This is a genomic window from Pontiella sp. (assembly GCF_041622395.1).
Classification (GTDB): Bacteria; Verrucomicrobiota; Kiritimatiellia; order Kiritimatiellales; family Pontiellaceae; genus Pontiella.
In genome coordinates, this window is sequence record NZ_JBFJYW010000035.1 from 1 (window position 1) to 17,831 (window position 17,831).

At 60.8% G+C, this 17,831-nt stretch carries 11 protein-coding genes; 4 read left to right on the top strand and 7 right to left on the bottom strand.

The window, feature by feature from the left end; all coding sequences use genetic code 11:
• From ABYO54_RS03495 to ABYO54_RS03515, 5 genes are all read right to left on the bottom strand, one after another.
• On the bottom strand, positions 1 to 664 hold a 664-nt coding region (locus ABYO54_RS03495; RefSeq protein ID WP_372806862.1), incomplete at its 3' end, for an AAA family ATPase.
• Positions 665 to 741: 77 nt separating this feature from the next.
• Positions 742 to 2,547, bottom strand: a complete 1,806-nt coding sequence (locus ABYO54_RS03500; protein ID WP_372806852.1) for a serpin family protein — start codon at positions 2,545 to 2,547, stop codon at positions 742 to 744.
• Between the two features lie 60 nt (positions 2,548 to 2,607).
• Positions 2,608 to 4,992, bottom strand: a complete 2,385-nt coding sequence (gene lon, locus ABYO54_RS03505; protein ID WP_372806853.1) for an endopeptidase La — start codon at positions 4,990 to 4,992, stop codon at positions 2,608 to 2,610.
• A gap of 147 nt (positions 4,993 to 5,139) precedes the next feature.
• The gene (locus tag ABYO54_RS03510; RefSeq protein WP_372806854.1) at positions 5,140 to 7,164 is read right to left on the bottom strand and encodes a hypothetical protein; all 2,025 of its coding nucleotides are present in this window, start codon (positions 7,162 to 7,164) and stop codon (positions 5,140 to 5,142) included.
• Positions 7,165 to 7,341: 177 nt separating this feature from the next.
• On the bottom strand, positions 7,342 to 9,744 hold the full coding sequence (locus tag ABYO54_RS03515) for a hypothetical protein (RefSeq protein ID WP_372806855.1): 2,403 nt from the start codon (positions 9,742 to 9,744) through the stop codon (positions 7,342 to 7,344).
• Between the two features lie 253 nt (positions 9,745 to 9,997).
• Between ABYO54_RS03515 and ABYO54_RS03520 the strand changes: the two genes are divergently transcribed.
• Positions 9,998 to 11,533: a YifB family Mg chelatase-like AAA ATPase gene (locus ABYO54_RS03520; protein WP_372806856.1), complete on the top strand. Its 1,536-nt coding sequence runs from the start codon at positions 9,998 to 10,000 to the stop codon at positions 11,531 to 11,533.
• A 205-nt stretch (positions 11,534 to 11,738) separates the two neighbouring features.
• Here ABYO54_RS03520 and ABYO54_RS03525 read toward each other — a convergent pair whose 3' ends face one another.
• Complete coding sequence (locus tag ABYO54_RS03525) at positions 11,739 to 12,554, bottom strand: ZIP family metal transporter (RefSeq protein WP_372806857.1); 816 nt, start codon at positions 12,552 to 12,554, stop codon at positions 11,739 to 11,741.
• 428 nt (positions 12,555 to 12,982) lie between these two features.
• Between ABYO54_RS03525 and rpsA the strand changes: the two genes are divergently transcribed.
• From rpsA to ABYO54_RS03540, 3 genes are all read left to right on the top strand, one after another.
• Entirely contained in the window at positions 12,983 to 14,689 is a 1,707-nt protein-coding gene (gene rpsA, locus ABYO54_RS03530; RefSeq protein ID WP_372806858.1) for a 30S ribosomal protein S1, read from the top strand.
• Positions 14,690 to 14,817: 128 nt separating this feature from the next.
• The gene (gene tyrS, locus ABYO54_RS03535; protein ID WP_372806859.1) at positions 14,818 to 16,023 is read left to right on the top strand and encodes a tyrosine--tRNA ligase; all 1,206 of its coding nucleotides are present in this window, start codon (positions 14,818 to 14,820) and stop codon (positions 16,021 to 16,023) included.
• Positions 16,024 to 16,135: 112 nt separating this feature from the next.
• The gene (locus ABYO54_RS03540) at positions 16,136 to 16,891 is read left to right on the top strand and encodes a YebC/PmpR family DNA-binding transcriptional regulator (RefSeq protein WP_372806860.1); all 756 of its coding nucleotides are present in this window, start codon (positions 16,136 to 16,138) and stop codon (positions 16,889 to 16,891) included.
• Positions 16,892 to 16,988: 97 nt separating this feature from the next.
• Here the strand turns inward: ABYO54_RS03540 and ABYO54_RS03545 are convergent.
• Positions 16,989 to 17,831 (bottom strand): hypothetical protein (locus ABYO54_RS03545; RefSeq protein WP_372806861.1); only part of this gene is annotated, 843 nt, incomplete at its 5' end.

Consider the following 17,831-nt stretch of genomic DNA (forward strand, 5'->3'; position numbering starts at 1 on the left):
CGACGCGGCGGAGTCCTTCGGCCGAGCAGTCGTAGATCGTGGCGTCGGGGTAGGCCATCATGATCGGCGAGTGGGTGGCGATGATGAATTGGGAATGGTCCGCAATCAGATCGTGCATGCGGGCGAGCACCGTTAGTTGCCGTTGCGGGGAGAGCGCGGCTTCGGGTTCGTCGAGAATGTAGAGGCCGTTGCCGCCAAAGCGGTTCATCACCAGCGCGAGGAAGGATTCTCCGTGCGATTGCTCGTGCAACGAAACGCCGCCGTAGGAATCGATGATCGGCGGGCCGAAGGCGGGCTCGGCGTCCATGCGTTCGATTTCGGTGGCGACGTTGAAAAAGCTTTCGGCCCGCAGAAAGAAGCCGTCGGTTGGTTTGTTGATGCCGCGGCCGATGCGCAGGTAGCGGTGCAGTTCGGAATGCGAAGCGCGGGTGCTGAACGAAAAGTTGCGGGTTCCGCCCTCGGGGTTAAAGCCCGCCGCAACGGCAATGGCTTCGAGCAACGTGGATTTTCCGCTCCCGTTTTCGCCGATGATGAAGGTGACGCCGGGGTGGAGTTCCATTCGGTCGAACGAACGGATGGCGGGAAGCGCGAAGGGATAGTTTCCAAACGATTCGATCCCGTCGCGTAGCAACGTGATATCGCGAATGAATTGAGAGCTGAACATGCTCCGGAGAGTACGCAGGCCGAGCTTCATCGTCAACCGCCATGGGCGGCGGCGTGAGCGCTGAAGTAGAGCCGGCGCTACGAGCCGGCGCCCGCTTCCGCCGGACCCGCCGGGTTTGCGACGCGGCCGATGAAGAGGATGGTGCCGGTGGTGTTTTCGCGGATGAGGAAGAGGAAGGGGTGATTGGCAACGAACATCGGCGGCATGCTGGTGGCGCGCATCCCGACGGCCGTCGCGGCGGCGGCTTCGGTGCCTTCTTCGTTCACTTCGACAAAGGCCTGATGAATCACGACGCCGATGGATAGCGCTTCCGAACCAGACATGCCCGAGAAGTCGGCGCGGTCGGAAAAAGCGAGCGGCATGCCCATCCCGGCCAGGGTTTTGTCCAGTTCGAGTTTCCAGTCGATCTTGAATTTCGGAAGCTGGACCATCACTTCGTGATCATTGAAGTCGAGTCCTTCGATCCATTCGGGAGCGAGCGTTTTTTCCAGAGCGGAAAGCCCGTCTTTATCCGAAGGCAGCAGCACGAGCATGGAGAGGTCGCCGCCTGCGTAGGGGAGTTCGAGCGCCTGCAAACCTTCTGCATGTGCCAACTTGAAATCGCCGGTCTGCATCATGGTCGGCACCTCCACCTCGGTGCCCGGCTTGACGGTGAAGGGCATGGCGCGCGTGCGCTCCTTTTTGAATGGCTGCGCCCAGTTGCCCTTGAAGTAGATGGCGTTGGCCAGCACCAGTCGGGTGGTTGGGTCCAGCAGGCCGGCGGGAATCAGGTTTTGGATCTTGTCCTGGGTCTTTTTTGCAACCCAGCCGTTGATCGTTGTCCGCGCGGCCTCGGTGTCGGCTTTGAAATCGACCGCTTCGATCTGGCTGCCGTAGAACTCCTTGGTCATGGCGAGGTAGTCGGGCAGGAAGGCGTAGCCCGTCTGCGGCCAGAGCGAGTTGGCGACGCAGAGCTGGACCTGTTGCTGCTCCGGTACGCGGTTCAGGGTTTGGCGCAAAAAGGAAAAGGCGGGATGGGTGGCGCCCGGGCCGCCGAAGTAGAGCGTGTCGTTCATCTGCTCCGCGGTTTCTCCGCGTGCGCCGCCGTAGACCATCGCCAGCGCCGACGAGATGCTGTAGGGCGAAAGGAACAGATTCCCCTCCCGGCCGGAAATTTGCCGGTAGAGATCGAACGTCAGCCGGTTAACCGATTCTGCGGGGTCGAATGCTTCCGCGGTCGCCTTCGGGTGCTTCCACTCCAGTTCCGTGATTTCCAGGATGGTCTTGCTGCCGCTAATGCGGTCGCGCAGCTCCAGGTTTTTGGCCACCCACATGCCGTCCATCTTCTTGATGCTCGAAATTTCCAGCTTGCGCAGCTCCTTGCCTTTGGGGTCGTAGGTCCGCGCTTCGAGCAGCATGCCCATGTTTTTCTCGACCCACAGCCGCATGCTGTTCTTTGAATCCGGCACGGGGACGTCGACCACATAGCTGGGGCGGTTGAGTTTTTTCTCTTCGTCGACCAGTTTCGAATTCGGCCACCACAGGACGGAGAAGCTCAGGTCGGCCCAGGTGATGCCCGTTCCGAGAATGCCGGAGGTCGGCGTGTTCTTCGGGTTGGAAAACGCATAGTTCGGGACGTCGTTTTTCCAGGTGATGGTGAGCGACTCCTGATCGATGCGATACGTCGCCGTCGGTGTTGCCGCGCCCCAGTCGAGCTCGATTTCAACAGGGAGGTTGACCTGGGTGAAGCCGTTCCGGGTCCGTACCATCAGCGAGCCGGTCAGCTTGAGCGGATCGTCCGGCAGCTTGGTCCGCACAAACGCCAAAATATCATCCCCCGGAATCGGCTCCGCATATCCGTTGGAGGCTATAACAGTCAATAGAAGTAACAGTAGTTTTCTCATTCCAGTGCTCTCTCTGGTTTAATACAGGCAGAATGATTTTCTTCTCTGCCGCGGTGGGAATTATTTTGTCGAACCTTCCGATAGTTTCAGCGCGTAGCGCAGGGCCTGGTCTATGGTTTTAACGGTTTTAAACGTCAGTTTCTTTTTAATCTCTGCCGGAATCTCGTCGAGGTCGATCTTGTTCTTTTCCGGCAGCATGATGTGCTTGATGCCTGCGCGCGAGGCGGCGAGCACCTTTTCCTTCAGGCCGCCGATCGGCAGCACGCGGCCGCGCAGCGAGATTTCGCCCGTCATGGCGAGGTCGGGCCGGATGGCCTGTTCCGTCAGGATCGAAAGGATTGCCAGCGCAATCGCAACCCCGGCCGACGGACCATCCTTGGGCGTGGCGCCGGCGGGCACGTGGATATGGATGTCGCTCTTCGCGAACACCTCCTGATCGATCTTGAAGGTGGCGGCGTTGGCGCTCAGATAGCTGAGCGCGGCGCGGGCCGATTCCTTCATCACGTCGCCGAGCGATCCGGTGAGGATCAGGCTGCCCTTGCCGGGCATGCACATGGCTTCGATGAACAGGATGTCGCCGCCGTAGGGCGTCCAGGCCAGGCCGGTCACCACGCCGGGCATCGCCTGATTCTCGGCGACGTCCTTGTCGATCTTGACCGGGCCGAGGAAGTCCTTCAGCTTGCTGGCGGTCACCGCGACCGGGCGGGTCTTGCCTTCGGCGAAGCCGCGCGCCACCTTGCGGCAGATGTTGGCGATTTGGCGTTCGAGATTGCGGACGCCCGCCTCGGCGGTATAGCCGCCGATGATGTTTTCGAGAGCCGCCTTGTCGAACTTGGCCTGCCCGCGCTTGAGGCCGTGCTCGCGCAGCGCCTTCGGCACGAGGTAGCGCCGGGCAATCTGATACTTTTCCTGCAGCGTGTAGCCGGAGATGCGGATCACCTCCATGCGGTCGCGCAGCGGACCGGGGATGGTGTCGAGCATGTTGGCGGTGGTGATGAACAGCACCTTCGAAAGGTCGAACTGCACGTCGAGATAGTGGTCCTGGAACGTGGCGTTTTGTTCCGGGTCGAGCACTTCGAGCAGGGCCGAGGCGGGGTCGCCGCGGAAATCCGCTCCCACCTTGTCGATCTCGTCGAGCATGATGACCGGGTTGTTGGTGCCGCAGCGGCGCAGGCTCTCGATGATGCGGCCGGGCATGGCGCCGATATAGGTGCGGCGGTGCCCGCGGATCTCCGCTTCGTCGTGCATGCCGCCGAGCGACATCCGGATAAACTCGCGCCCCAGGGCGCGCGCCACCGATTTGCCCAGCGAGGTTTTGCCGACGCCCGGCGGCCCGGCGAGGCAGAGGATCGGCCCCTTCATGTCGCTCTTGAGTTTCAGCACGGAGAGATATTCGAGAATGCGGTCCTTCACCTTTTCCAGTCCGTAGTGGTCCTTGTCGAGGATCTTCTGCGCCGCGAGAATGTCGAGGTTGTCTTCGGTCGATTTCGACCAGGGCAGCGCCGCCATCACCTCGAGGTAGGTGCGGATGACGCCGTGTTCCGGCGAGGCGGACGGTACGGCCTTGAGGCGTTCGAGTTCTTTTGTCGCGGCCTCGCGCGCCTCTTTGGGCAGCTTGGCTTCGTCGAGTTTTTTCTCCAGCTCGAGGATTTCGTTGGAGAGGGGATCGTTCTGGCCGAGCTCGTCCTGGATGGTCTTGAGCTGCTCGCGCAGGAAGATTTCGCGCTGGGTTCTGGTGAAGGTTTCGTGGACCTTGTTCTCGATCTTGTTGCCGAGCTTGAGGATTTGGTATTCGCGGTTGAGGTATTCCATCAACGTTTTGAGGCGCCGGGCCGGATGGTTTTCGGCCAACAGGTTCTGGCGCACCTCCAGCGGAATCGGCAGGTTGGTGGCAATCAGGTCCGAGAGCTGCGTCGGCGTGCCCATGTTATAGATGGCCACCGCGAGTTCGTCCGGCAGGTTGGGCGACATCGTTACCAGTTGCTGGAACTGTTCGGACGCGCTACGGACCAGCGCCTCGGTTTCGAGCGTCTTGTCCTCCGCATCCTCGACCATCTGGTAGTAGGCCGTCGGATAGGCCTCGTCGGTCAGCAAATCCTTCAGTTCGCAGCGCGACAGGCCTTCGACCAGCACATGCGTCGAACCGTCCGGGAATTTCAGCGTCTTGAGCAACCGGGCCACGCAACCGACGCGATAGATGTCGTCCGTCGTAAGGTTCGTCTCGTCGATCTCCTCCTTGCGCTGCAAGGCGGTGATGAAATGCGGCGTGCGGGTCGAAAGGTCGGTCACCAGTTTTTTCGACTCGTCGGTGGTGACCACCAGCGGGGCGACCATCTGCGGAAAGAGGACGAAGTTTTTCAGGGGCATGACCGGAAGCAGGTCCGGCACCTCCTGCTCGGTGACGAGTTCGATTTCAACGTCGTTGGGGTCTTCTTGTGCGCTCATAAATCCGTTGCGTGGGTTGATGGTTGTGATTTATCGGGAGACTAGGGAACTCCGGGTTCAATGTCTGGAAAAATGACGAAAAAAACCCGGAGCGCCGGCTCCGGGTTGTGAGGGGGTACAGGGGGGAGGGACTGGGTTACTGGCTGTTCACGCGGAAGAAGGCCGCCGCGTTGGTGGTGGGCAGGGTGACCAGGTGGTGGCGCCGTCGCCGGGGAAGTTGGTGGCGGGCATCCACGGGCCGGTCACCAGGTTGGTGGTGTATTCCACCCAATGCGTCGCGCCGGACTGCGATACGAACGACAGGCCGAAATCCTCGCCGGTTATCATCGGCGGAAGAAGCGCTACCGGCAACGGAACAAAGCCGGATGCCGTGACGAAGGTGGAGTCGGCCACGGTGCCGATCTGGACCGTGGCGTTCCAATAGCTGAGCGGATAGCCGCCGCTCGGTTCGCTGATGTCCAGCCCGGCGAAGTTGTACGACGAGTAGGAGACGGTGAAGGTGTTGGTGCCGCCGGCAAGCGTTGCCGATGTCCACGCGTTGCTGATGGGGGGCAGGGACGCCGATCCGACGGTGGTTTGTGCTTCGTCGTCGCGCACGGAGACGAACAGTTGTTCGAAAGTGCCCGGCCCCGTCCATTGGTAGGTGGGGTCGGTCGAGACGCCGGTGGCGCCTGCCGGCGGGTTGAGGATTTCCACCGGCGGGAAGTCGTTGGTGCTGACCGATACCGCCTCCATGGAAAAGGTGTACTGCTCTTCATACGGCGAGTTGCGGTTGAAGTAGAGCGTCCACATTCCGTTGGTGCACTCATTGAGCAGCGCGTCGAGCGTGGGCATGTGGGTGGACGAGGAGGTGCCTTCGCCGCCGCTGAACAGGCCGTTCGGCGATTCGATTTCGTGAACGGTGGTGGCGTCGGGATAGGCATAGAGCAACTGCGGCAAGGCGAGGTAATAGAGGTTGCCATTGCGGTTGTTGCGCTGGAGCCAGAGTCTCAGCTCGGCGCTGTAGTCCGGCGGCTCGGGATAGTAGACCACTCCGTCGAGGAAGGCTTCGCTCAGGTCGCCGAACACATCGTAATGATAGAAGGTCCAGCGGATCGTGACGGGTCCGGTATCGGCAATGTAGACGCTGTTGCCGGCCCATTCCCGGCCGCCGGAAATGGCGTCTTCGAAGTTGTCGTCGACCGTAACAATGAGCGAGTCTTCCACATCGGCGTAAATGGCCCATGAAAAGTCGAGATAGCCCGGTCCCTGAACGGTGGTTTCGATCCAGGATTCGGCGAAGGAAAAGGCGGTCAGGTCGCTGGAGGCGGCATTGGTTCCGGCGACATATTCATAATCCTGCGCGAACCAGTCGTCATCGCCGCCGGTAGTCCAGACCAGCTCCGGCGCATCAACGGCTTCGCCGAGCGCGGCGTTGCCGCCCCCGCCGGGCAGATTGAATTCCGAGTAGGTGTAGCTTCTCAGGTTGCCTGATGCGCTCCAGCCGGGAGCCGCCGCGCCGCCGATCACGTTGGTCGGCGTGGAGATGGCGATGCCGGCATCGTTGGCGGACTGGTAATACATCAAGAGCGACTGCTCCGCCGTCGTCAGCGGGGCGGAGGGGATCCAGTTGGTGGCGCTGCCGGGCAGCGTGGTGTCTTCGCCGTAGGTGTAGGGGAAGTTGTTCTCGTTGATCTGGAGGTAAATTTCCGGCAACAGCGAGGTCGAGCTCCACTGGATGTTCGGTGGGTTGGTGTCGGCCGTGGCGCCGAAGAGCGGATGCAGCAGGGTGATGTCTCCAAACCGGTTGGAAGTGACTCCGGAGATGTCGACCGAGAACTTGTAGATTTGCTCCGAGGCAGCGCCGGCGTTGAGCGTCAGCGTCCACAGGCCGTTGGTGCATTCATTGAGCAGCCCGGAAAACCCGAGATTGGTGAAGCTGCCGTCGTACGAGCCTCCGGCCTCCTTCCAGATTTTACCATTGGGCGATTCCACCCGGTGATAGGTCTCGGGGGCGGGGCTGCTTGCAAACAAATCAGCACTGCCATAGAAGTTGCCGTACCCGCGCCACAGGTTCAGGCGCATGGTTGTGTCGGCGTTCGCCAGCGCGGGAATGAGCAGCGCGGGAACAACCGCAAGCCGGCAGAGGCGGACCTTCGGCCGGGTAGTAGCATTTCGCGGATTTTTTTTCATCGGAGACCTCCCTTGGGTTGCGTCCGCTTTCTTCTTTTATGCTGAAAACGAAAGGCGTCAACAAATAATACAAAGATGATAATGTTGCGCATCAATGGCGCGGGCCCGATTTTTCGGCCGGCAAAGAAGGCGGGGCCGGGAAAGGTGCCGGCCCCCGAAAATGCACCGCCGGTGCGCTTATTGACTTTCGACGCGGAAGAAGGCCGCCGGGTGGGTGGCGGGCAGGGTGACCAGGTTGGTGGTGCCGTCGCCGGGGAAGTTGGTGGCGGGATACCAGATGCCGCTTGGCAGGTTCGTGCTCCACTCAACAAAGTGCGTTGCGCCCGAATGGGAGAGGAAGGCGAGGCCGAGGTCGCTACCCATCATCATCGGCGGCAGGATCGTGACGGAGGGCGGGGCGTTGCCGCCGACCAAATAGGTGATCCGGTGCTGGGATTCCAGCCAGCTCCATTCGTTCCAAAGCGACAGCGGATTGGCCGAGGCATCGAGCGGCTCGGAGATCTCGATTCCCGCGTAGGAATGGTTGTAGTAGGTCACAAAGAAGCGGTTGGTGACTTCCGGAGCGGTAGCTACGTTGGTCCACGATGTTGCCGTGGCGGGCATCGAACCGCTTACGTCGATGTAACCGCCCTGCTCCTCGTTGAAGAGGAAGGCCCGGAGAGAGGTGTAGTTGGTCGGGCCGGTCCAGGTGTAGGCCGGGTTCGGCGACACCCCGACGGCATCCTGCACCGGGGAGGTGATGGCAACCGGGGGCAGGTCGTTGGTGGTCAGCGTCGGTGCGGAAACGTTGAAGGTGAACGTTTTTTCCTGCGGCGTGTCGCGGTCGTAGTAGATCGTCCACGGCCCGGCTTCGCATTCGGCGATGGCCTCCTGCAGGTTGGTGAAGGCATTGTGCCACGAAATATATTGCTCACCGCCGCAGATTTCGTTGAACGAAACCACCTCGATGGTGGAGGCGGCCGGCGCATAGTCGCCGAAGTAGGGGAGGACGGAGTAGTAGGCGTCGTCGTTGCCAACCTTTATGCGGCTGATCCGCAAGTTCAGATCGGCCTCGTAATCCGGTTCCACCGCGCCGGAAGGCGTAAAGAACACCAGGTCGAGAAAGGCCTGTCCGCTCATTTCCGTTTCGTTGTTCACGAAGGTCCAGCGCAGGGTGTTGGGGCCGGCCGGAAGTTCAAGGGTGTAGAGCTGCCAAAATCGATAGCCTTCGATCCGCCCGTGTTCGGAGCCGTTGAGTTCGAAGATCAGCGCTTCGGCTTCATCGACTTCGATGTTCCACATGAAGGACAGGGTCCCGGGGCCTTCCACGGTGGTTTCGATCCACGATTCGCCAAGCGGTCCGACGTAACCGCTCACGGCGGTGTCGATATCCATCGGGGATATGTACCACTCCGGATACCAGCCATCCTCGCCTCCCGTCGTCCACGTCCATTGCGGGGCATCGACCGCCAGCGCGAGCTCGTCGTTGCCGAATTCGACGCGGTCGAGGAAGGCGGCATCCGCTCCTTCGCCCGTGGCATCGTCGTTGTAGAAGGTCCAGCGGACGGTGTCGCCGGCGTAGAGGTCGTAGATTTCGTACGGCTCCCAGCCGGTGTAGTAGCCGCCCCACGTATCGTAGTAATCGCCGTTAACCGTGAGTTCTAAATAGTCGGATTCATCGGCATCGATATTCAACCAGAACTGCATCATGCCGTCCTGGGCAACGGTGGTTTCGATCCAGGAGCTTTCGAAGAGGCCGACGGCCCCGCTCTGGGCGGCGTCGATGCCGTCGTAGGTTTCGTCGGTTTGGCTGAACCAGCCGGCCTCGCCTCCGGTGGTCCACGGCAGGTAGTCGGCCTCGAGGGCGGTGCCCAGCGAAGTGGGGGCCGCGGAATGGTTGGTTACGGAGAATCCGACCCAGGCATAACTCGCGATGCCGAACTTGTTGGTCCAGCCGGACAGGGCCGCTCCCAGGGCGTTGGTCGGAGTGGTGGTGGACACGTCCCGGTAGTCCTTGTGTTCGTAGTTGATGAACGCCGAGTAGTCATCCTCGGGCATGGGCGTCGGAACCATCCATTCGGTCGCGAAGCTGCCGGGACGATCGGATTCATAGAAGCCGTAGTCGTCGCTGGTAACTTGGATATACAGCTCGGGCAGGTGCGACGGCCCCGTCCACTCGATGGTCGGCTGGTTGTTCGTGATCGCGCTTCCTTCGACCGGGTAGATGATGGCCGGATCGCCGAAGGTGGCGGCACTGAAGTTGTTGGCTGAAACGGAAAACCAGTTGGTTTCCGCCGATGCGTCTTCGTGGTTCAGGATTAGCTTCCATAGCCCGTTGGTGCAGTCGAACAGCAGTCCCTCGAAGTTGTTGGTCCAGATGAAGGCCGAGGAGTTGGCGTCTCCGTCGGTCTCTTTCCAGATCCGGCCGTCGGGCGATTCCACCCGGTGGACCGTGACCGGCTCCGGGTCGCTGGCCGACAGTTCGGCATACACCACGTAATCGACATAGGCGTGCGCAAAGTTGAGTTCGAAATGAACCGCCGCAAACAGCGGTACGGCAACGAGGGTTGCGAGAGCGACGAACAACGATTTCACCTTCATGGTATCCTCCCTGTTGTTGAGGCAACGAGTTTCGTCCCGATGTTTTCTCGTGTCAACAATGGGTCACGAATATCCAGAAAAATTTATTAAGACATGAACGGTTAGCATGTTACACCTGTTTTGCGGCCCGGCGGTTGGCCGCGGTTGCGGGGTTTGCGGGACGCCCCGCAACGCGGTGTGATTTGTCTGGGATCGGATGGTTTAAACGGCTTTAATATCCGCACGTTTGTGCAGCGGTTAACAAGGGGGCGGCATGCTTTCGCAAGTCAATTCGGGTGCGGTGGTGGGGATCGATGCGTATCCCGTCGAGATCGAGGTCAACGCCGGGCACGGCGAGCCCCACGTTGCGCTGGTCGGGCTTCCCGACGCCGCCGTGAAGGAGAGCTCCGACCGCGTCTGGACGGCGCTGATCAACACCGGGTTCCGCCCGCCGATGGGGCGCACCACCATCAACCTCGCCCCGGCCGACATGCGCAAGGAGGGGCCGAGCTTCGACCTGCCGATTGCCTTGGGCATCATCGCCGCGCTCGAAGACCTGTCGGCCGACCTGCTGCCGCGCATCTGCATTGTCGGCGAGCTGGCGCTCAGCGGTGCCGTGCGCAAGGTGCGCGGCATCTTGCCGATCACCCTCATGGCGCGCAATGCCGGGCTGAAGGCCATCATGGTCCCGGTCGAGAATGCCGAGGAGGCGGCGGTCGTCGATGGCATCAAGGTCTTCCCCGTCCGCAACCTGCGCGAGGCCGCCGATTTCCTGAACCAGAACCGCAAGATCGATCCCTACCACCTCGACATCCAATCCGTCTTCGAAGCCAACAGCCTCTACGAAGACGACTTCTCCGATGTGAAAGGGCAGGAGTTTGCCAAGCGGGCCATCGAGGTCGGAATCAGCGGCGGCCATAATCTGCTATTGCTGGGTCCGCCCGGCACGGGCAAGAGCATGCTGGCCAAGCGGATCCCATCCATCCTGCCGTGCATGTCGCTCGACGAAGCGCTGGAGACCACCAAGATTCATTCCATCTCCGGCTCGCTCAAATCGCACCAGGCGCTGGTGGCCACCCGCCCGTTCCATTCGCCGCACCACACCATCTCCGATGCGGGCCTGCTCGGCGGCGGCACCAACCCGATGCCCGGCGCCGTCAGCCTCGCCCACAACGGCGTGCTCTTTCTCGACGAGCTGCCCGAGTTCCAGCGCTCCGTGCTCGAAGTGATGCGCCAGCCGCTCGAAGACGGCGTCGTCACCATCGCCCGCGCCGCCGCCAGCGTCACCTATCCCTGCCGCTTCATGCTCGTGGCCGCCATGAACCCCTGCCCGTGCGGCTACCAGACCGACCCCAAACGCGAGTGCCGCTGCTCGCCCACGCAGATCGCCCGCTACCGCTCGCGCATCTCCGGCCCGCTGCTCGACCGCATCGATATCCACGTCGAGGTGCCCGCCATCGACTACGAACAGTTGACCCGCCTCGAAAAGGGCGAGTCGTCCGCCGCCATCCGCAAACGCGTCGTCCGCGCCCGCCAAATCCAGCAGGTGCGCTACAAGGACCAGCCCGGCACCCACTGCAACGCGGGCATGCGCAGCAAGCACCTCCACCGCATCTGCCGCATGGACCCCGCCGCCGAGCAGATCCTCCGCGCCGCCATGAGCGACCTCAACTTCAGCGCCCGCGCCTACGACCGCATCCTCAAGGTCGCCCGCACCATCGCCGACCTCGCCGAGGCCGAAACCATCCAGCCCCACCACATCTCCGAGGCCATCCAATACCGCACCCTCGACCGGCAGCTTTGGGTGTAGTGGCAACAACATAATGGGTGACACCATGTGTGTGCAGGCCAGCGGCCTGCGGTACGCCAGTGTGCCGCCCGGTTGCCACTTACTGCGTTCGTTGCTTTCATTCAGAAAGCCTCGTTTTGCGTCTAGCGGGCTCTGGAGCAACGAAGATGGCGACGTTACAGTCGTATCGCAGGCCGCTGGCCTGCTCCTTGCCGAATGAGCCGGCTTATCCCAAAGCGACGTCGAGGATCATCATGACGGCGAAGCCGGCCAGGGTGGTCATGGTGACGATATCGATGTTCTTTTCGTTGCGCTGGGATTCCGGAATCAGCTCCTCCACCACCACAAAGATCATGGCTCCGGCGGCAAAGCACAGGGCATAGGGCAGGATGTTCTGCATCTTCAAAACAAAGGCCGCCCCGATCACCCCGGCGATGGGCTCCACGACTCCGGAAGCCTGTCCATACATGAAACTCTTCCATTTGCCCATGCCTTCGCGGCGCAGCGGCATGGAGACCGCCGTGCCTTCGGGAAAGTTCTGGATGCCGATACCGATGGCCAGCGCAATGGCGCCGCCGATGGTGGCGGAGGGCAAGCCGGCGGCCACCGCGCCGAAGGCGACGCCGACGGCCAGCCCTTCGGGAATATTATGCAGGGTGATCGCCAGCACCAGCAGGGTGCTGCGCTGCCAGGAAGTCTTGACCCCTTCGCTTTGACCCATCGCGAAGCCCGGATGCAGGTGCGGCAGAAACTTGTCGATCAGCCGCATAAACACCCCGCCGCCCAGAAACCCGATGGTCGCCGTCCGCCAAGGAACGTGCCCCAGGCTTTCCGCCATTTCGATCCCCGGCGCCAGCAGCGACCAGAAACTTGCGGCAATCATAACCCCGGCCGCAAAGCCCAGCATGCAATCCAGCAGTTTCGGTTTTACCATCCCCGGCATGAAAACCAATGCTGCGCCCGCCGCCGTTACGCCCCAGGTGAACAGGGTGGCAAGCAGGGCCTGCATCACCGGATTAAACTGCAAGAAAAAATCGGCCATCTCCAAACTCCTTTTGCCTCGGCGGCTATGGTTACCGAAGCAAGATGGCATGGAACGGATCCGGCCCAAAGTGTTTTCTTTGTCTGTTAAATCCCGTGCGGATACCCGGCCGACCGCCAGCGCCAGTGCCGTTCGGATTGCGGAAAATCATTCCCCCGAAACGATGATAAAAGCGTTCCGACCCCTCCGGGACCCCTCCGTGTTCGGCATGCGATGCCGCGGTAAATGGGTTCTGGCGGGGCGGCAATTTGCGTATTTACAGCTTGCATGACAGGGGGATACGTCTAATATTGCGCGCTCATTTACGGGAGGGGTGTCTTCCGGCCGCGTGGCTGGCGCTTGTCCCTTAAAGAGGAAATCATTAAACCAAAAGGTCAGGGAGCGCGTGTTCCCGCTTTAAAAGTATGCAATCAACAACCAACACAGACATGGGTGTGGACACCGCAGCCATGGACGCAATGTACGACGATACCCTCAAGAACTTCACCGAAGGGTCTATCGTTCCCGGCAAAATCCTTAGCGTCGTCGACGGCGACGTACTCATCGACATCGGCTACAAGTCCGAAGGCATCATTCCGGTACAGGAATTCAAGGATCTCGACGAAGATCCGATCGGCCAGGAAGTCGAAGTATTCCTCGAGCAGCTCGAGGACAAAGAAGGCATGATTGTCATCTCCAAGCGCCGTGCCGAACAGCAACGCGCATGGGACTATGTGGTCAACGAATGCGAAGAAGGCAGCTTGGTCGAAGGAACCATCAAGAACATCGTCAAGGGCGGCTTCATCGTCGACGTTGGCGTTGACGCGTTCCTGCCGGGCTCCCAGCTCGACGTCACCCCGGTTCGCAATCCCGAAGAACACATGGGCAAGACCTACCAGTTCCGCATCCTCAAGATCAACCTTGAGCGCAAGAACATCGTGGTTTCCCGCCGCGAGCTCATCGAAGAGTCCCGCCGCGAATCCCGCCGCAAGATCCTGGCCGAAATCCAGGTCGGACAGGTTCGTCCGGGCGTGGTCAAGAACATCACCGACTTCGGTGCCTTCGTCGATCTCGACGGCATCGACGGCCTGCTGCACGTCACCGACATGACCTGGGGCCGCATCAACCATCCGTCCGAAGTCCTGAAGGTCGGCGACCAGCTGAACGTGATGATCCTCGACGTCGATCTCGAAAAAGAGCGCATCAGCCTCGGCCTCAAGCAGACCATGGACAATCCGTGGGAAGAAATCGAAGCCCGCTACCCGATCGGTGGCCGCGTACACGGCAAGGTGGTCAACCTGGCTCCTTACGGCGCGTTCGTCGAACTCGAAGAAGGCGTGGAAGGACTCGTTCACGTTTCCGAAATGTCTTGGACCAAGCGCATCCAGCGCGCCGCCGACGTCCTCAACGTGGGCGACGAAGTCGATGCGGTCGTCCTCGCGGTCAGCACCGAAGACAAGAAGATCTCGCTGGGCATGCGCCAGACCGAAGACAACCCGTGGGAAGTCGTCGCAGGCAAGTACCCGATCGGTTCGCTCGTTCAGGGCAAGGTCCGCAACTTCACCTCCTACGGCGCGTTCGTCGAGCTCGAAGAAGGCGTCGATGGCATGATCCACGTGTCCGACATGTCGTGGACCCGCAAGGTCAACCATCCTTCCGAAGTCCTCAAGAAGGGCGAGGAAGTCGAAACCGTCGTATTGGAAATCGACTCCGCCAACCAGCGCATCAGCCTCGGCCTCAAACAGGCCCAGGACGATCCGTGGGCCGGAATCGTTGACCGCTACCCGATTGGCGCGAAAGTCAGCGGCATCGTCACCAAGATCTCCTCCTTCGGCGCATTCGTCGAAATCGAGGAAGGCATCGATGGCCTCGTGCACATCAGCCAGATCTCCGACGACCACGTCGAGCGCGTCAAGGACGTCATGAACGTCGGCGACACCATCGAAGCCCGCGTCGTGAAGGTGGATCCGGTCGAGCACCGCATCGGACTCAGCGTCAAGGCCGCCAAGGTGGACGACGCCGACTTCGAAGTCCGCGAAGACATGCTCGAAGGCCTCCAGTCCGGATCGGAACTCGTCGATCTGGGTTCGGCGTTCGACAGTGCCTTTGGCGATGCCCTCGAAGAGTGGCACCCCGGCGACAAGAAAAAGAACTAACCCCCTTTTTCCCTAGCTGATAAAGCCTGCCCGATATCCGGGCAGGTTTTTTTGTGACTTTCGCTCGGCTTTGTGGCTAAATGCGCGCTTTCTTGCCCGAAGTGGAAAACCATCGTCTGGACGAAGCTATGAATATTGAAGAACAACTCGATTTCCTGTCGGCCCGCGCCGTTGATTTCATCAGCCGCGACGACTTGAAGAAAAAACTCGAAAAAGCCGCCGCCGAAGGGCGCGGGCTACGCATCAAATACGGCGCCGATCCATCGGCCCCGGACATCCATCTCGGCCACGTGGTCGGGCTCAACAAACTGCGCGAATTCCAGGATGCCGGCCATACGGTCGTCTTCCTGATCGGCGACTTCACCGGCATGATCGGCGATCCGTCCGGGCGGTCGCAGACCCGCAAGCCGCTCACCCGCGAGCAGGTCGAAGTCAACGCCAAGTCCTATCAGGATCAGGTCTTCAAGATCCTCGACCCGGAAAAGACCGAAGTCCGGTTCAATTCGGAATGGTGCGGCAAAATGGATTTTTCGGATGTCATCCGCCTCTCCGCCCACGTGACCGTGGCGCAGATGCTGGCGCGCGACGACTTTTCCAAGCGCTATGCCGCGCAGCAGCCGATCTCGATCGTGGAATTCCTCTATCCGTTGGTGCAGGCCTACGATTCCGTGATGCTCGAGGCGGACGTCGAGCTCGGCGGGACCGACCAGCTCTTCAACCTGCTGCTCGGCCGCGAGCTGCAGAAGGTGATGGGGCAGGAGCCGCAGTGCGTCTTGACCCTCCCGCTGATCGAAGGCCTCGACGGCGTCCAGAAGATGTCCAAGAGCCTCAACAACTATGTCGGCATCAGCGAATCCGCGCGCGACATGTACGGCAAGCTGATGAGCGTGCCGGACGACCTGATGTGGAAATATTTCGAATACATCCTCTGCTGGCCGAAAGAAAAGGTGCAGCAGACCCACGCCAAGGTCGCCGCCGGCGAACTGCATCCGCGCGCCGTCAAGGATATGCTCGGCCAGGAAGTGGTCGCCCGCTTCATTGGCGCCGACGAAGCCACGGCGGCTTCGGAAGAATTTACGCGCATCTTTGCGCAGAAGGAATTGCCGGACGAGATTCCGGAAGTGGTCTTGCCCGCCGAGGAGCTGGGGCTGCTCAATTTGATGGTGCAGGCCGGTCTCGCCAAAAGCAACGGCGAGGCCCGTCGCCTCGTCAAGCAGGGCGCGGTACGGATCAACGACGAAAAGGTAAGCGACGAGCGCGCGCAAATCACCCCCGAAGACGGAATGATCATCCGCTCCGGCAAGCGTGGCTTCGCTCAAGTGAAGATCGCATAGTTAACCACTAAGGCACAAAGGACACGAAGCTGGTTTTCTTCGAGTTCTTGGTGTCTTTAGCGAGCAACGCGAGCGGGTGGTTTGAATTTTAGATTAGTTGGAGAATTGAGAAATGGCCGGACATAGTAAATGGGCAAATATCAAGCATCGCAAAGGCAAGGCCGATGCGGCGAAGGGCAAGGTTTTCAGCAAGCTTGCCAAGGACATCATGGTGGCGGCGAGCTGCGGCGGCGGGAACCCCGCTGAAAACATTACGCTGCGCGCGCTTGTCCAAAAGGCCAAGGGCATCAGCATGCCCAAGGATAACATCGAGCGCGCCATCAAGAAGGGCACCGGCGAACTCGAAGGCGGCCAGCTGAGCGAGGGGTCCTACGAAGGTTACGTCGCCGGCGGCATCGCCGTGGTGGTGAAGGTGTTGACCGACAACAAAAACCGCTCGGCCGGGGAAGTGCGCTTTGCCTTCACCAAGGCGGGTTCGGAGCTTTCCGCGCAGGGATCGGTCAGCCGCATGTTCCAGCGCAAGGGCCAGATCTTCATCGACAAGGATCAAACCGACGAGGACACGCTGATGGATCTCGTGCTCGAAGCCGGCGCCGAAGACATGAAGGCCGATGGCGACCAGTTTGAAATCATCACCGATCCCGCCGATTTCGACGTGGTATCCGAGGCCATCACCAACGCGGGGATCGACATGGCGGAATCGGAAGTCACCATGATCCCGGATCTGGTGGTGGAAGTTAACGATCTGGCGCAGGCCAAGTCGATCATGGCTTTCGTTGAGCGGCTCGAGGATCTCGACGACGTGCAGAACGTCTACACCAACTTCGACATCTCCGACGAGATCGCCGCCCAACTCGAAGCGGAGTAGGGCATCGAAAGACGCCGAACGCGGAAGGTCTAAAATCGAGAACGGCCTGCCTTTCGTGGCAGGCCTTTTTCGTGCCGATCCATCTGTGCCGCTCGCGTTATTCCTCGACTGCGATGCGGATGAATTTGTGGGCTTCATCGATCGCCACGGTTGCGGAAACGGTTTCCACATCGTCGTTGGTTTCGAGAATGGCCTCGGTCAGCCCGTCGCCGGCAACCCGCCAGACCGTCGTGGTCAGCGCCGTCGCCCAGCCCGCGTCGACGGAAATGCCGGTATTGATGCGGCGTTGGTAGACGGCCACGAGGTTGGACGTGCCTGCGGTAATCTCCACGGCCGGCTCGTCGGCCACCAGCGGATCGAGCATCAAGGTCCACTCCTGCCGGTTGTTGAAGCGGTCGCCGTCCGGGTTGCCGGAGGCCGTCGTGTCCGTTCCTTCCGCCGCACCGGAAAAGGCATCGGCGGCCCACAGGGAATAGCCGTCCTCTTCGGTAACGACATTGACGCCGCCGCGCACGATCACCTTATCGAATGCCGTGGCGGCGGAGTACGATTCGTTCCCGCCATAGATATAGAGCCGGAAGGTGATCGCATTGGTCAGCCCCTGGAACGATGCCGCGGACAGATCGACCACATGGTTGACGTAGGTCGATTCATTCGTGGTCTGTCCAACCTCGATTTGAGCGCCTTCTTCGAATCCATCGATCGAGGAAAAGAGCGCCCAGCGCTCGGCCGCATGATTCACCGTTTTGGCAAGCGCCCGGAAGGAGAAGCTCGTTAAATCCAGCTGATAGCCGCTGTCGGGCGTGATGGTGAAAACCAGATAGTCATGGTTGGTGATCGCCAGGCCGAGGTTGTCGGCATTGTTCATATCCGTAAAACCGAAGCTGTCGCGCGCACCGCCATATGAAAACGGGTTCGCCGTCCCGAACAGATACCCTTC

What these genes read in the sequence shown, in the direction of transcription:
- ABYO54_RS03520 (WP_372806856.1), top strand. Translation starts at nt 9,998, where the DNA reads ATGCTTTCGCAAGTCAATTCGGGTGCGGTGGTGGGGATCGATGCGTAT.
- ABYO54_RS03540 (WP_372806860.1), top strand. Translation starts at nt 16,136, where the DNA reads ATGGCCGGACATAGTAAATGGGCAAATATCAAGCATCGCAAAGGCAAG.
- ABYO54_RS03510 (WP_372806854.1), bottom strand. Translation starts at nt 7,164, where the DNA reads ATGAAAAAAAATCCGCGAAATGCTACTACCCGGCCGAAGGTCCGCCTC.
- ABYO54_RS03500 (WP_372806852.1), bottom strand. Translation starts at nt 2,547, where the DNA reads ATGAGAAAACTACTGTTACTTCTATTGACTGTTATAGCCTCCAACGGA.
- ABYO54_RS03525 (WP_372806857.1), bottom strand. Translation starts at nt 12,554, where the DNA reads ATGGCCGATTTTTTCTTGCAGTTTAATCCGGTGATGCAGGCCCTGCTT.
- lon (WP_372806853.1), bottom strand. Translation starts at nt 4,992, where the DNA reads ATGAGCGCACAAGAAGACCCCAACGACGTTGAAATCGAACTCGTCACC.
- tyrS (WP_372806859.1), top strand. Translation starts at nt 14,818, where the DNA reads ATGAATATTGAAGAACAACTCGATTTCCTGTCGGCCCGCGCCGTTGAT.
- rpsA (WP_372806858.1), top strand. Translation starts at nt 12,983, where the DNA reads ATGGGTGTGGACACCGCAGCCATGGACGCAATGTACGACGATACCCTC.
- ABYO54_RS03515 (WP_372806855.1), bottom strand. Translation starts at nt 9,744, where the DNA reads ATGAAGGTGAAATCGTTGTTCGTCGCTCTCGCAACCCTCGTTGCCGTA.